This is a genomic window from Aliamphritea hakodatensis (assembly GCF_024347195.1).
GTDB classification, from domain to species: domain Bacteria; phylum Pseudomonadota; class Gammaproteobacteria; order Pseudomonadales; family Balneatricaceae; genus Amphritea; species Amphritea hakodatensis.
Window position 1 is genome coordinate 3,559,731 of the sequence record NZ_AP025281.1, and the last position, 14,675, is coordinate 3,574,405.

At 53.3% G+C, this 14,675-nt stretch carries 11 protein-coding genes; 8 read left to right on the plus strand and 3 right to left on the minus strand.

Annotation, left to right across the window (positions count from 1 at the left end; all coding sequences use genetic code 11):
• The first annotated feature begins 291 nt into the window (after window positions 1-291).
• The 6 genes from PCI15_RS16330 to PCI15_RS16355 all read left to right on the plus strand — a co-directional run bounded on the left by PCI15_RS16330 (window position 292) and on the right by PCI15_RS16355 (window position 6,176).
• Window positions 292-999, plus strand: a complete 708-nt coding sequence (locus PCI15_RS16330) for a GntR family transcriptional regulator (protein WP_271270994.1) — start codon at window positions 292-294, stop codon at window positions 997-999.
• A gap of 236 nt (window positions 1,000-1,235) precedes the next feature.
• Window positions 1,236-2,606, plus strand: coding sequence for an aspartate aminotransferase family protein (locus PCI15_RS16335; RefSeq protein WP_271270995.1), 1,371 nt, complete (start codon window positions 1,236-1,238; stop codon window positions 2,604-2,606).
• 34 nt (window positions 2,607-2,640) lie between these two features.
• A complete protein-coding gene (locus tag PCI15_RS16340) occupies window positions 2,641-3,444 on the plus strand; it encodes a response regulator transcription factor (protein WP_271270996.1) in 804 nt (267 codons plus the stop codon).
• A 114-nt stretch (window positions 3,445-3,558) separates the two neighbouring features.
• Window positions 3,559-4,179, plus strand: a complete 621-nt coding sequence (locus tag PCI15_RS16345) for a LysE family translocator (protein WP_271270997.1) — start codon at window positions 3,559-3,561, stop codon at window positions 4,177-4,179.
• A 3-nt stretch (window positions 4,180-4,182) separates the two neighbouring features.
• A complete protein-coding gene (locus tag PCI15_RS16350; protein ID WP_271270998.1) occupies window positions 4,183-5,106 on the plus strand; it encodes a LysO family transporter in 924 nt (307 codons plus the stop codon).
• Between the two features lie 179 nt (window positions 5,107-5,285).
• Window positions 5,286-6,176, plus strand: a complete 891-nt coding sequence (locus PCI15_RS16355) for a helix-turn-helix transcriptional regulator (protein ID WP_271270999.1) — start codon at window positions 5,286-5,288, stop codon at window positions 6,174-6,176.
• A 27-nt stretch (window positions 6,177-6,203) separates the two neighbouring features.
• Here the strand turns inward: PCI15_RS16355 and PCI15_RS16360 are convergent, their stop codons facing one another.
• Both PCI15_RS16360 and rapA read right to left on the minus strand, forming a co-directional pair.
• A complete protein-coding gene (locus PCI15_RS16360; RefSeq protein ID WP_271271000.1) occupies window positions 6,204-7,532 on the minus strand; it encodes a DEAD/DEAH box helicase in 1,329 nt (442 codons plus the stop codon).
• 90 nt (window positions 7,533-7,622) lie between these two features.
• A complete protein-coding gene (gene rapA / locus PCI15_RS16365; protein WP_271271001.1) occupies window positions 7,623-10,514 on the minus strand; it encodes an RNA polymerase-associated protein RapA in 2,892 nt (963 codons plus the stop codon).
• Between the two features lie 238 nt (window positions 10,515-10,752).
• On the opposite strand from rapA, the gene PCI15_RS16370 reads away from it, so the two are divergent.
• Window positions 10,753-12,114, plus strand: coding sequence for a DEAD/DEAH box helicase (locus tag PCI15_RS16370; protein WP_271271002.1), 1,362 nt, complete (start codon window positions 10,753-10,755; stop codon window positions 12,112-12,114).
• An 84-nt stretch (window positions 12,115-12,198) separates the two neighbouring features.
• Here PCI15_RS16370 and leuA read toward each other — a convergent pair whose 3' ends face one another.
• On the minus strand, window positions 12,199-13,857 hold the full coding sequence (gene leuA / locus PCI15_RS16375; RefSeq protein ID WP_271271003.1) for a 2-isopropylmalate synthase: 1,659 nt from the start codon (window positions 13,855-13,857) through the stop codon (window positions 12,199-12,201).
• A gap of 289 nt (window positions 13,858-14,146) precedes the next feature.
• Here leuA and PCI15_RS16380 point away from each other — a divergent pair, with 289 nt between their 5' ends.
• The gene (locus tag PCI15_RS16380) at window positions 14,147-14,638 is read left to right on the plus strand and encodes an Lrp/AsnC family transcriptional regulator (protein ID WP_205658218.1); all 492 of its coding nucleotides are present in this window, start codon (window positions 14,147-14,149) and stop codon (window positions 14,636-14,638) included.
• Window positions 14,639-14,675: the final 37 nt, after the last annotated feature.

The following is a 14,675-nucleotide window of genomic DNA, read 5'->3' on the forward strand; positions in this document are numbered from 1 at the left end:
AATGATAGTAACAAATTGATCCGGCGGATCTATAAAGGATTCAGGCTCCGCGACGGTGCTGTAATTTCAGATACCCGTCCCGCCAAGCATAATCACCCTATGATCAGTACAGCTTAAATTAACCTGTAGGCCAGCTGCGGTGCTATACCCCTCAGTGGGTAGCAACTAAAAGCTGTATTTCAATAAACAGTTCTAACAGATTAGGATCTGAAAAATCAATTTTGTGATCACATTAATATGTTTTTTGTGATCACAATATACTTTTCCCTAATGCGCGATTAACATACGACTATGGATAAACACTCGCCCATTACACTTAACCCACGTCCCCGGAACGACAGCCAGACGATCACCCAGTGGGTGTATCAGAGCCTGCGACGTGCGGTGATGGACGGTGATTTCCTGCCCGGCCGGCAACTCACCATCCGTGCTCTGGCCCAGATGCTGGATGTCAGCCCAATGCCGGTTCGTGAAGCACTGCGCCAGTTAGCGGCAGAAAACGCCCTGACTATTCTGGGTAACCGCCGGGTAATGGTGCCACAAATGACGGCCATGAAATTTACCGAACTCTGTGAAGCACGTATTGCAATTGAGTGCCACGCAGCAGCTCGCGCCCTGCCCTACATCGACGCCCCGCAATTACTCGCATTACAGCAGCAGGACGCCGCCATTAATGCCGCTCAGGACAGTGGCAACCTTGCGCAGATAAACCATCACAATCAGGAATTCCATCGCCTGATGTACAGTGCGAACCCTCATCAGGTCAGCCTGCCACTGATCGAAAGCCTGTGGTTACAGCTGGGGCCTTTTATGCGTCTGGCCAGCAGCAGCATCAGCGAACACTACCTGGTTGACCGGCACAGCGAAGCGATGCAGGCGATTGAACGCAAAGACGCCGTTGCACTGCAACTGGCCATTGCCGCTGACATCCGCGACGGCGTGGCCTTCGCCAATAACCCCCAGCAACTGCAAAGTTTCATTAATCACTCCAACGGCTAGTTTTTACCTGTCATAAGACCCCATCTCCCCCTTCAGATAGCCAGGATTCCTGAATTCTGCTGCCCTGTATTTAATTATTTTTTAAGCCCGTGAATAAAAAATGCACAAATATTCATTTGACTTTTAAATTTTGTGATCACAAAATAATTTCAGCGTTTAAGAACAATCCTTCGGGATATACCTAACAGAATAAACCTGCGCCGGTGTCACACACCTGCCGAATCAGGAGAGCAAAGATGTCACAGCAAGCCAACAGTCAGGACATTCAAACCGCTGACCGGGAACATCATATCCATCCGTTCAGCAACACCGGCGCACTGAACAAACAGGGTGCCCGGGTTATCGAAAAGGCCGAAGGGGTCTATCTCTGGGACAGTGAAGGTAACAAGATCCTCGACGGCATGGCCGGTCTGTGGTGCGTCAACCTGGGCTACGGCCGTCAGGAACTGGTGGATGCCGCTGCCACCCAGATGCAACAACTGCCGTATTACAATACCTTCTTTAAAACCACCCACGCCCCGGCTGCCAGGCTGGCTAAAGCCATCGCCGAAGTAACGCCGGGCGATCTGAACCATATTTTCTTTGCCGGCTCAGGTTCTGAAGCCGTTGATACCATCATCCGTCTGGTCCGTCAGTACTGGTGCATCGAAAACAAGCCTTACCGCAATATCATTATCAGCCGTGAAAATGCTTACCACGGCAGCACACTGGCCGGTGCCAGCCTGGGCGGTATGGGTGGCATGCATAAACAGGGTGCACCGGGTGTACCGGGCATTGAGCATATCCGCCAGCCATACTGGTACGGTGAAGCCGGTGACATGAGCGAAGAGGAATTCGGTGTTGCCTGTGCGCAGGCGCTGGAAGATAAGATTCTGGAAGTCGGCCCGGACAACGTGGCCGCCTTTATCGGCGAACCGATTCAGGGTGCCGGCGGGGTCATCGTCCCCCCTGCGAACTACTGGCAGGAAATTCAGAAGATCTGCCGCAAATACGACATTCTGCTGGCCGCTGATGAGGTTATCTGTGGCTTTGGCCGCACCGGCAACTGGTTCGGCAGCCAGACACTGGATATCCAGCCGGACATTATGTCGATGGCGAAAGGCCTGTCTTCTGGCTATCTGCCGATCTCAGCCGTCGCTATCGGAGGCCGCATTGCCAACGCGCTGATCAATCATGATGATGATTTCAACCACGGTTTCACCTACTCCGGCCACCCGGCAGCGGCAGCTGTGGCGCTGGAAAATATCCGCATCATGAAGGAAGAAAAGATTGTTGAGCGGGTAGCGAACGATATCGGCCCGTACTTCCAGCAGAAACTGCGTGAAGCCCTGGCAGACCATCCGCTGGTTGGCCATATCGAAGGAATGGGTCTGGTAGCCGGTATCGCTCTGATGAAGGATAAAGCGACCAAAACACCTTTCGGTGATGACATTGATATCGGCATGATCTGCCGGGATCACTGTTTCGCCAACAACCTGATCATGCGGGCCGTCGGCAGCCGGATGGTATTGTCTCCTCCACTGGTGATCAGCCATGCTGAAGTGGATGAAATCTGCGAAAAAGCGAAATTATGCTTTGATAAAACCCTCGGGTCTGTCGCAGAATAACGGCACAGCTGAGCGTTTTCGGAGGTAGTTTTTCATGCAGGCACTTCAACACCGCAGTCAGGACCCCGGTTCTGCCCGCTTAATTGCCGGCCTGATTGATCATATCCGGTTACGCTCTTTCCCCCAGGTACTCAGCGAGTACCTGGAGGCACTCTGCCAGTTCGACTCAATACTGTGCATTACTTACAAGCAGTCATTCCGGCCGATTATTATCCATCCGCAGGATCCTGATCAGCACAGCCCCGCACTGCACCGTTATATCGAACATTCCTATATTCTCGATCCGATCTATACCGCGATTCAGCAAGGGGTTAACGAAGGCATCTGCCGTCAGGCGGAAGTAGCGCCGGAAGGTTTCGAAACCAGTGACTATTATCAGGACTGCTACAAAAACTTCGACTTTGTTGACGAGATTAACCTGCTGGTTAACCTTGGGCAGGATGTCTGCTTTGCCGTCTGTCTGGGCCGTAAATCCCGCTTAGGGACAATTACCCGCAGTGAGCTCAACCGCCTGCAGGAAGCCCTGCCGGTCATCAGTGCGCTGATTCGCCAGTTCTGGCTCTCACAGGCCGGTGAATATACCAAACTGGAAAAAGCCGAAGGCGCCATTGCACAGGCACTGAGCAGTTTTGGTCAGGGAGTGCTCACGCAAAGAGAACAGCAGATTGCCGGTTTAATCCTGCAGGGGCACTCATCCAAATCCATTGCCAATACGCTGAATATCAGCGCGGGTACGGTGAAGGTTCACCGTAAGAATATCCACGCCCGGCTGAAAACCTCTACCCAGTCTGAAATATTCACCTTGTTCCTTGCCCATCTGAAAGCCATCGACAGTTAAACCCGCTGCCGTTAACAGCTTCATCAGCCCCACAGCAAACTACAGCAAGATTTGTGCTGCAACCGGGCAGCGCTTTGCTTAAAATAGCCGCCGAATCTCAACGGAATGATACTGATGTCCATTGCCCTGCTCTCGCTGTTTATCCCAACCTTTTTCTTTGTCTCGATTACCCCGGGCATGTGCATGACCCTGTCACTGACTCTGGGTATGTCCATCGGTGTGCGCCGCAGCCTGCATATGATGTGGGGCGAATTACTGGGTGTGGGTCTGGTCGCTGCCGCTGCCGCACTGGGTGTTGCCACCCTGATGCTGCAATTCCCGGAAGCCTTCCTGTTCCTTAAATATGCCGGCGGTGCTTATCTGGCATATATCGGCTGGCAGATGTGGCAGTCCCGCGGCAAACTGGTTTTGCCGGAAGACGGCTCCGCCCCCGTTGAGCAAAGCCCGCTGCAACTGGCCGGTAACGGCTTTATCACCGCCGTTGCCAATCCGAAAGGCTGGGCATTCTTTGTTACCCTGCTGCCGCCCTTTCTGGATAACAGCCAGTCACTGGCCCCTCAGTTAGCCAGCCTGATCGCAGTTATTCTGACGCTGGAATTTATCTGCCTGCTGATTTACGCCAGTGGCGGTAAGGCCCTGCGCCACCTGCTACTAAATAAGAACAATGTAAAAATGATGAACCGTATCGCCGGTTCACTGATGATCGGCGTCGGCATCTGGCTGGCGTTTGGCTGACTGATGACTGTACTGATGACCCTCGGCCCGCTGTTGCTGGCCATGATCCTTGGCTATGTTTTTCCGGTAAAAGCCCTCACGGATGCCCGTGTCAGCCGTGGCTTAACATGGCTGACTAATATTATTCTGGCTTTTGTCGGCTTTGGTATCGGCAGCCTTGATCAACTGGAAGACAAACTCAGCATTGCCGGTTATAACGCCCTCTGGCTGTTCCTGCTGATTACCGGATTCAACATGGCAACGCTGTATCTCAGTGGCCACCTGTTGGATAAAGCCCACCGCGACCAATCTCAGTCTGCCAGCCAGAGTATTCCTTTTAACTGGCAAAACCTCAGCGGAGCCCTGCAAACAGTTGGCTGGGCGTTTGCCGGCGGTATCGCCGGATATTTACTGCAACAGCCATTACACTTCATTGATCAGGTCATCATCTGGCTGCTGTATCTGCTGTTGTTTCTGGTGGGCCGCCAGCTGTACCTGGGCAACTACCGACTGCGCAAGCTGTTTCTCAATCCGCAGGGGCTGATCATTGCAACAGTCACCATCGTCAGTACCCTGCTCGCAGGCCTGACCGGTGCATGGGCCCTGGGGCTGGAAGTACGGGAAGGTCTGGCGGTGGTCTCCGGGTTTGGCTGGTACAGCCTGACCGGCATCCTGCTGACCGGTATGGGCTCACCGGTACTGGGCACCACCGCATTCCTGCTGGATCTGGGCCGGGAAGTGGCTGCCCTGATTCTGATACCCTTTCTGAGCCGGCTCAGTTGCCATATCAATGTGGGTTACAGTGGCGCAACTGCGCTGGATTTCACTCTGCCACTGCTGGCCAAATGCCACGGGGCCAGTGTCATTCCCAACGCCATTGCCAGTGGCTTTATTCTCAGCCTGGCGGTACCGGTTCTGGTCCCTTTGCTCTATACACTGGGTCAGTAAATAACTCAGCCAATACATAACCCAGCCTGTAAATAAAGGCGCTGTAAACCCTGCTGACCTACACATTTTGGCTATTAGTATTTCGTGTACCGAGCCGCTAGAATGGCGGCACAGGAAATTCCCGGTCGGATTTTGTCTCCGGGACTGACAGCAGATGTAACCACAGAGCTGATTTTACCGTGGCAGAAAGCGTTTCCAAATATTACCGTGTGGCCGGCGAGCCACTCATCCAGTGGCATGATGCAATCGCTGAGATTATCACTTCAGGGGTCAGCGACGAGGCCATTGATCACCTGATCGATACCCTGCGTTTACTGGTCAATGCAGATGGCAGTAGCCTGATCGTTTATCCTGACGGCCTGCAGCCTTATTGCCCTTTCCGTAAACGGGGTGACGGCAGCGATCCGCGGATTCACATTGACCAGTATCTGGACAGCGCTTACCTACTCGATCCTTTCTACCGCCTGGCGGTGGATAATCCTGCCACCGAAGGCATCTTCCCGTTAAGCAAGGTTGCGCCGTCCGGCTTTAAACACACCGAGTTTTACCGTGTCTATTACCGGGTGGTGGATTTTGGCGATGAGATCTGTCTGATTGTCCCCACGCCGGATAATGCCAGCATTCACATATCCATCAGCCGGCAGGATGACAAAGCCCGCTTCAGCCCAGCGCAGCGCGCTCTGCTGACCCGGCTGTTTTCAACCGTGCGGGCAATCCTGCTCAAGTGGTGGTCTGCCTCCCAGCAGGACGCACTTGATCACCAGAAAAAGACCAGCCTGCTTAATTCAAAGCTGGACAGCGCTCTGGCTAACTTCGGCAGCTCAATTCTGACCCAGCGGGAAACTCAGGTATTGCAGCTGATTCTGCGTGGTTACGCAGTGAAATTTATCGCCCAGAAACTGGATATCAGCCCGGAAACTATCAAGCACCACCGCAAGAACATCTACGCCAAACTGGATATCAGCTCACAGGCAGAGATGTTCCACCTGTTCATTGATTCTTTACGGATGATGCGGGCAGATTCACCGGCGGACCCGCTGGCAGAATACCTGCAGCCCGCCCGCCAGTAAGCCACCCAAAAGTGACAGGAGAAGCGCTTAGCGCTTTTTCTTCAGTGGCGCCAGTCCGTCGTCAGATACCAGCGAAGGTTTCGCCTGACGGCGACTGCGCTGATCCTGCTTAGGCTTGGCTTTAGGTTTGGGTTTGGCAGCAACCGGAGCTTTACCCGGGGCAGCTTTCTTCGCCGGTTTGGCGGGCTTAATGCCTTTGAACTTCGCTTCCAGCCCTTCCACCACAGCGCGCTGCAAATGACGCTGCAGGAAACGCTCAATTCGCTTAAACGCATCCCAGTCTTTCGGCCCGACAAAAGAAACAGCTTCACCTTTGGCACCGGCACGGCCGGTCCGGCCAATCCGGTGCACGTATTCTTCCGCCTGCTTTGGCATGTCGAAGTTAATCACCAGCGACACCTGTAACAGATCCAGACCACGGGAAGCAACATCAGTGGTTACCAGCACCTGCTGATGGCCACGGCTGAAACCGTCCATAATGCGGTTACGTTCTGCCTGGCTCATTTCACCGCTGAGGGCTGCGCAACTGATATTTTCCGCCTGTAGCAGCGCCGACAGCCGCTCGGTGTCTGTCCGGGTAGCCGTAAAAATTATTGCCTGCTGATATTCACGGTGATTCAGCAGGTTTTGCAGCAATGCTTCTTTATGATCCAGATGATCACAAAGGATCACTTCCTGCGTAATGTCTTTGTGTTCGGCATTCGCCGCACCGATCGCCACCCGCTTTGGCGATTTAAGCAATTGGTCCGCCATGCTGTCCACTTCCGCATGGTCAAGTGTGGCGGAAAACATCAGGGTCTGACGCAAACGGTGATCCGCCGCTTTATTAATCAGGGTCAGTTGCTCAGCAAAGCCCAGATCCAGCATCCGGTCGGCCTCATCCATAATCAGCAGTTCCAGTCCGTTGAGCTGCAGGCTGCGCTCTTCCAGATGGTTCGCCAGACGCCCCGGAGTCGCCACGACTACATGGGGATCTTTACGCAGTGCTTTAACCTGTTCGTTAAAGTTCTCGCCACCCAGCAACAGGGCAATCTTGGTCTGGCCACCGCTGGTCAGCGCCCGCAGCTGGGTAAACACCTGCTTCGCCAGCTCACGGGTCGGTGCCAGAATCACTGCTCGGGGATCACGTTTACTCAGGGCACGGGTTTTCACCAGCCGGTGCATCATCGGCAGCAAAAATGCCAGGGTCTTGCCTGAACCGGTTTTCGAAGAGGCAATCAGATCATGGCCGGCCAGCGCCAGCGGTATAGACTGCGCCTGAATCTCAGTTGGCGTGGTAATCGCCTGATGTTCAAGATTCTGCAGCAGTCGGTGATCCAGTCCCAGATCCGGAAAATTATCGGTTTGCTCAGACAAGTTAAAACTCCGCTCAGTAGAAAAACGTACCGGGCATCAGCGCCCGGTATAAAAAGTATAATTCAGGCCGCGATGGCCAGAAAGGTAATATCAGGTGGCTACAATAACGCGAATTGCATCCAACTTCAGCTGCAGGGTTTCAAGATACCCTTCCAGCAGTGCCTGACGCTCCGCCAGCGCAGCAATTTCTTCGCTGCGGATATTCGGATTAATTTCCGCCAGAGCCATCAGACGCTCTACTTCAGCGCCCAGAATATGACGGACATTTTCCTGCGCAGCGGCATAAATGGCCGGTTGCTGTTTATCTGCCAGCTCTTCAGCTTCGGCCACCATAGCGTTAATTTCGGTACGGGTATGCTTAACGATATCCACCGCCTGCCGCTTACCCACCCGTTCCGCAAGATTATTAATATGCTGTTCGGTCAGAACCTTACTCAGATCCGTACGGTTTACATCCACCACGATACGCACCAGAGTTTCCGGCATATAACGCTGAACCTGCATCTCTCTCGGTGCCGCACAGTGCAGTGTAAAGATGCTTTCCAGCAACAGGGTACCCGGCTTCAGTGGCGGCAGTTTGATACTGCACACAGCAGCATTACCGAACTCCCCGGATAGGATCATATCCATCGCCCCGGACACCATAGGATGTTCCCAGCTGAGGAAGTGCATATCCTCACGGCTTAACGCGGTGGTCCGGTTAAAGGTGGCGGTCATGCCCTCTTCCGGCAAGCCCGGGAAGCTTTCACAATGCATGTGATCACTCGGGTGCAGAATAATGCAGTTGGTGCTGTGGTGCTGTTGTTCAACACCGAACTGGTCGAACACCTTTTCCATATACTTGCTCAGCTTGCTGCTGGCACTGGCGCTGTCGATGTTATCAATCAGTTCTGCAGCCCGCAGCGGGTCACAGGAATTCATTTCCAGCAGCTTATTCCGACCGGCCTGCAAAGCCGCCATGGTTTCATCAGCAGCGGCGCGGGTTTCAGTAATCAGCTGTTCCGCTTCATCATCATTGGCGTGGCCGCGCAGCATGGTTAGCAGCGGTGTTTCAAAGCGTTCAAACAGCGCGCTGCCCGCCGGGCAGGCCGTTGCAAAACAGTTCAGTCCCTGCTCATACCAGGCCAGCAGATGACTCTGGGCTTCCGTGAAATACGGTACGTGAATATTCACATCGTTCTTCTGACCGATCCGGTCCAGACGGCCAATCCGCTGTTCCAGCAAATCCGGATTCAGCGGCAGATCAAACAATACCAGGTGACTGGCAAACTGGAAGTTACGGCCTTCGCTGCCAATCTCGGAACAGATCAGTACCTGGGCGCTGTCATCTTCATCAGCGAAATACGCTGCCGCACGGTCGCGGTTCACCAGGCTCATACCTTCATGGAACACCGCAGAACGCACGCCTTCATACAAACGTAAATGTTCTTCCAGCTGTTTAGCCGTGGCCGCAGCCGCGCAGATAACCAGTGCTTTTTCGTGGCGGTTTGCCGCCAGCCACTCCACCAGCCAGGCAACCCGGGGGTCGGCTTCCAGCCAGCGATCCTGAAATACTTTTTCCGGGTGCAGCAGCAGATCCAGATCAGCACCTTCCAGTTGCTGTTTTTCGCTTTCCAGATAGAAATCCGGTTCCGGTAACGGATGCGGATGCAGAATACGCTCAGGGAAGCCTTCCACCGCATCCCGGGTATTACGGAACAGTACCCGGCCGGTGCCATGATGATCCAGTAACTCACTGATGGTGGTTTGTAACAGCTCATCAAAGGCGACAAAGTCTTCCAGATTCTGAGCAGCATCCAGCAGAGTATCCACACGGGCCTGCCCCAGGTATTCAGCCAGCGAAGCCTGTACACTGGCATCTTTAATCTGCTCAAGCACATCATCGGCTAACAGAGCATCCATCAGTTCACGTACCGGCTGATAACCGGCTTCTTCTTCGCGGAACTTCTGCAGATCATAATAGCGGTCCGGATCAAGCAGGCGTAAACGGGCAAAGTGCCCTTCCATGCCCAACTGTTCCGGGGTCGCAGTCAGCAGTAACAGACCTTTAATTTCTGCAGACAGTGATTCAATGCAGGCATACTCGGTGCTGATGGCATCTTCCGCCCACTCCAGGTGATGGGCTTCATCGACAATCAGCATATCCCAGCCGGCCATAATCGCCTGAGCCTGACGCTGAGTACTGTTAGCCAGGAAGGGTAATGTACAGAGCACTAACTGAGCCGTCTCGAACGGGTTTACCCCTTCATCAGACATTTCCAGTGCGGTACAACGCAGCTCATCCAGAATGGTAAAGCGCAGATTAAAGCGCCGCAGCATCTCTACCAGCCACTGATGAATCAGGCTGTCAGGCACGACGATTAATGCCCGGCTGGACTTACCGCTGATCAGTTGCTGATGCAGAATCAGACCCGCTTCGATGGTCTTACCCAGCCCCACCTCATCTGCCAGCAATACCCGTGGCGCAAACCGCTCGCCTACCTGATGGGCGATATACATCTGGTGGGGCAACAGCTGAACCCGCGGGCCAATTAAACCAAATCCGGCAGACTTAACATGCTGATGCTGATGCTTAAGGGTTTCCAGCCGCAGCTGGAAACGGTTGTTCTTTTCCACCTGACCGGCAAACAGACGGTCATGGGGTTTACTGAAATGCACCGAGCTGTCCAGCTCAAGCTCATCAATACTGTGATCTTCGCCTTCTGCATCAAAGCCCAGGTAATACACACAACCGTCTTCTTCGACCACTTCGCTGATGACAATTTCCAGCCCCTGATAGGACTTCACCTGTTCACCGACGGGATAAATAACCCGGCTGAGCGGTGCATTATCCACCGCATAAGTACGCTCTTCCTGAACGGCAGGGAAACTGATCACGACACGGCGGTTGGCAACATCAACAACAACCCCCAACCCCAGATTCGATTCGGTATTACTGATCCAGCGCTGACCGGGAATAAACTCTGACAAAAGACGACTCACTATTTCTGAAAATTCTTCGCAATATAAATCTTGCTTACCCTGAAACCATTCACACAGCATAGCAGGAAGAACGGCGGCAGCGCATGATAGGGCTTGTTTAGATGTAGCTCAAGAGGCAAACACTCCTGTTTAACTATAAAGGTTGAGGGAATGACATAACGCAGGGAAATTCAGGTGGTCAGGCGGAAAATGGTGTATGCTTGCGGTTTAATTTTCACTGCCCACCAAAGCGAGCATTATGTCCTTTATCGATCTTGATCTGGACCTGGAAATCCTCGGCGCACTGGCCGATAACGACTTCCTGAAACCCACTGATATTCAGCAACAGGCGATCCCTGCCATCCTTGATGGTCTGGATCTGCTGGCCAGCGCCCCGACCGGCACCGGCAAAACGCTGGCCTTCGTTCTGCCCGGGCTGCAGCACATACTGGACAGCGAACCGGACAGCAGCAGCGCACCACAGGTGCTGATCCTCAGCCCGACCCGGGAACTGGCTAAACAGACCTACGAAGTAATTCAGCAGCAAACGGCAAACAGCCACATTAACAGCTGCCTGATTGTGGGTGGGGTACCCTTCGGCATGCAGAAAGCCATGCTGGCAGAACGGATCGATATCATGGTGGCAACCCCGGGCCGTCTGCTGGAGCTGAACGCCCAGCAATGGCTGGATATGTCTGTGGTGGATATGCTGGTGATCGATGAAGCTGACCGCATGCTGGACATGGGCTTTATTGAAAGCATTCAGCAAATTGCTGATGTCCTGCCCCAGTCCCGCCAGACCCTGATGTTTTCCGCCACCCTGGAAAGCGACAAGATTCAGAAGTTTGCCAGCGACCTGCTTAACGAAGACGCCCGCTGTCTGGAAGTGGAACAGCCACGGCACATTCCGGAACACATCAAACACAGCGTCTACCAGGCAGATAACGAAGTTCACAAAGACCACCTGCTCAAAGCACTGGTGAAAAGCCATGAAATTGAGCAGGCCATTGTGTTCGTTAACAGCCGTAAACAGGTGGACCACTGGGTCCATGTGATTCGCGGGCTGGGCATCACCTGCGCCGGTTTACATGGCGACCTGCGCCAGAGCGACCGTGGTCAGCGAGTCAAAGACATGCGCCGCAAACGCATCAAAATAATGGTAGCCACCGACGTTGCCGGCCGCGGGCTGGACCTGCCGGATATCCATCACATCATTAACCTGCAACTGCCCATGAAAGCGGACAGCTACGTACACCGTGCCGGCCGCAGTGGCCGCGACGGCCGTAATGGCTATGTATGGTCAATTGTAGACGCGCTGGACTGGCCAACACTGGGACGGATCGAACGTTTTATCGGCCAGAAAATCAGCCGTGCGACCTATCCGGGCCTCGCGTCAAAGAAGCCGGAACCCACCGAAAAGAAAAAGCTGAAAACCAAGTCTAAAGCCAAAACAAAAGTTAAAAGCAAAGCCAGGGGAAAAGCTGCCAAGCCAAAGGCAAAAGCAGGTAAAAAACCGAAAACCGGTGCCCGCCCTGCCACCCCGAAAACCGCCGAGAGCAAAAAAGCTGCGGGTAATAAGCCGGCGGCGAAAAAAGCACCGCGCAAGCCAAAAGCTGACTAAACCGCTTTTCTTCCGGATACAAAAAAACGCCCGGCGGTTTACACCTCCGGGCGTTTTCTTTTATTAAGTTTTACTGAAGCTTGCTTAAGCCGCCTGAGCCACCGCGGCCTGGCTGCGGCTGAATGCGGACAGCATCGCCTGCATTGTCGCCGCCGAGGTATCTTCAGCGACCGCTACACCGTGGTGCAACTGATCATCAATCATCACTTCAATACATGCCTGCGCCTGTGCTGCCGTACCGCTGCCAATGGCGTGCTGATCAAACTGCTGCACATCAATACTGCAGCTGAAACGCTGACCCAGTGCCTGACACAGCGCTTCCAGCGGGCCGGTACCCTGGCCGTTAAACTGGCTGTTGCCGACACTGAAATGTCCGTCAACCTGATGGCCTTCAGTGTGCAGATCATAGCTACCCAATACCCATTCAGGTGCTACTTCAACAAAGTGCTGGTCATAGAGTTCTTTAATTACCGTCGGTGAAACTTCCACACCGGACGCTTCGGCCGCCCCCTGAACCTTCTGGCTCAGCGCACCGTGCATCCACTTCGGCAACTCAATGTTGTAATCACGTTCCAGCACCAGCGCCACACCGCCCTTACCGCTCTGGCTGTTGATCCGCACCACGGCTTCATATTCGCGGCCGATATCACGGGGATCGATCGGCAGATAAGCCACATCCCACTTATCCAGACCGTTGTCAGCATGGTAGTTCATCGACTTACGGATGGCATCCTGATGGCTGCCGGAGAAAGCGGTATACACCAATTCGCCAGCCCACGGATGACGGGCAGATACCGGTAATTCAGTGCAGTATTCCACCACTTCGATAATTTCTTTAATGTCCGAAAAGTTCAGTTTCGGATCAATACCACGGGAATACAGGTTCATCCCCATCGTCACAATGTCCATGTTACCGGTACGTTCACCGTTACCGATCAGCGTACCTTCAATGCGATCCGCACCGGCCAGCACACCCAGCTCAGCTGCCGCAACAGCACAGCCACGGTCATTATGAGTATGCAAACTGATACGGATATGCTCACGCTGGCTAACCTGACGGCAGAAATATTCAATCTGGTCAGCAAACACGTTAGGCGTCGACATCTCCACTGTTGCCGGCAGGTTAATCACCACTGGCTGGCCATTTTCTGGCTGCCACTCAGCGATTACCGCATCACACACCTCAACGGCATAATCCATTTCAGTGCCGGTAAAGCTCTCCGGCGAATACTGGAATTCCCATTCAGTCTGCGGGTATTTTGTTGCGTAGGACTTCACCCACTGCGCACCCTGTACCGCAATTGCCTTAATGCCTTCGCGGGACTTACCGAATACCTGTTCACGCTGGACAGTCGAAGTAGAGTTATAGACATGAACAATGGCCCGCCGCGCACCTTCCAGTGACTCATAAGTACGGGCAATCAGATCTTCCCGTGCCTGGGTCAGCACCTGAACGGTCACGTCTTCCGGTATGCGGTTTTCTTCAATCAGCTTACGGACAAAATCAAAATCCGGCTGTGAAGCAGAAGGAAAACCCACTTCGATTTCTTTGAAACCCAGCTTAACCAGCAGATCAAACATGCGGGTTTTCTGTTCAACATTCATCGGATTAACCAGTGCCTGATTACCGTCACGCAGGTCAACACTGCACCAGTCAGGCGCGGCGGTGATTACCTGATCAGGCCAGGTACGGTCGGTTAATGCTAACGGCTCAAAAGCTTTATATTTACGATGGTCAAACATGCTGAGTTCCCGGTATCTTGCCTCGGTAAGGCGCTGAAAATTGTAATTTTTGTTAAGTCTGCAAAGGGTGCTTATGGCACGGTGAAAGGCAGTTTTTAGGCCCGCCGCCGACGGATAAGTCTCTGGCGGGCCTGACCGAAAAGCGGGGATCACCCGTCAATCAGTAAGGCATAGTGTAAACAGTGTTGTGCGCAATTACTGTGCTAAATCATCCCTTTTAAAACCAATTGCGCAATTTTCATAAACACATTACGCTTAATGCTTACAAAAAATTGCGCGAGAAATGATAATGCGTTCAAACAATATCAACCTTGACCCGTTTGATATAAAAATATTGCGCGAATTACAGCGTGACGCTAACCAGTCAAATCAGGAACTTGCAGAAAAAGTCGGCCTCACTGCCGCCCCCTGTTCCCGCCGGGTGAAACAGCTGGAAGAGTCCGGCGTGATTCAGCAAAAAGTGGTGCGGATAGATGAGCGGGCCGTCAATCTGGACCTGATTGCCATCCTGCATATCAGCATGGACAAACATATTCCCGAACGCTTCGAAGAATTTGAAGCGACCATTAACCGCTTCCCGGAAGTGATGGAGTGCTACCTTATTACCGGCCACGACGCCGACTATCAGTTAAAGGTCGCCGTGCCGGACATGGACCGCTATCACGATATTCTGTTGGGTAAGATCACCCGCATCAGAGGTGTTACCGGCGTAAAGTCAGCTTTCATCATGCGTAAAATTGTCGATACCACCTCGGTTCCGCTGGACTATATCCACCCCTGAGTAGCCGCCATTAAAAACGGCAGCCCAGGGCTGCCGT

Excerpts from the sequence above, each read along its gene's own strand:
- PCI15_RS16330 (WP_271270994.1), top strand. The coding sequence starts at position 292 with ATGGATAAACACTCGCCCATTACACTTAACCCACGTCCCCGGAACGAC.
- PCI15_RS16335 (WP_271270995.1), top strand. The coding sequence starts at position 1,236 with ATGTCACAGCAAGCCAACAGTCAGGACATTCAAACCGCTGACCGGGAA.
- PCI15_RS16340 (WP_271270996.1), top strand. The coding sequence starts at position 2,641 with ATGCAGGCACTTCAACACCGCAGTCAGGACCCCGGTTCTGCCCGCTTA.
- PCI15_RS16345 (WP_271270997.1), top strand. The coding sequence starts at position 3,559 with ATGTCCATTGCCCTGCTCTCGCTGTTTATCCCAACCTTTTTCTTTGTC.
- PCI15_RS16350 (WP_271270998.1), top strand. The coding sequence starts at position 4,183 with ATGACTGTACTGATGACCCTCGGCCCGCTGTTGCTGGCCATGATCCTT.
- PCI15_RS16370 (WP_271271002.1), top strand. The coding sequence starts at position 10,753 with ATGTCCTTTATCGATCTTGATCTGGACCTGGAAATCCTCGGCGCACTG.
- leuA (WP_271271003.1), bottom strand. The coding sequence starts at position 13,857 with ATGTTTGACCATCGTAAATATAAAGCTTTTGAGCCGTTAGCATTAACC.
- PCI15_RS16380 (WP_205658218.1), top strand. The coding sequence starts at position 14,147 with ATGCGTTCAAACAATATCAACCTTGACCCGTTTGATATAAAAATATTG.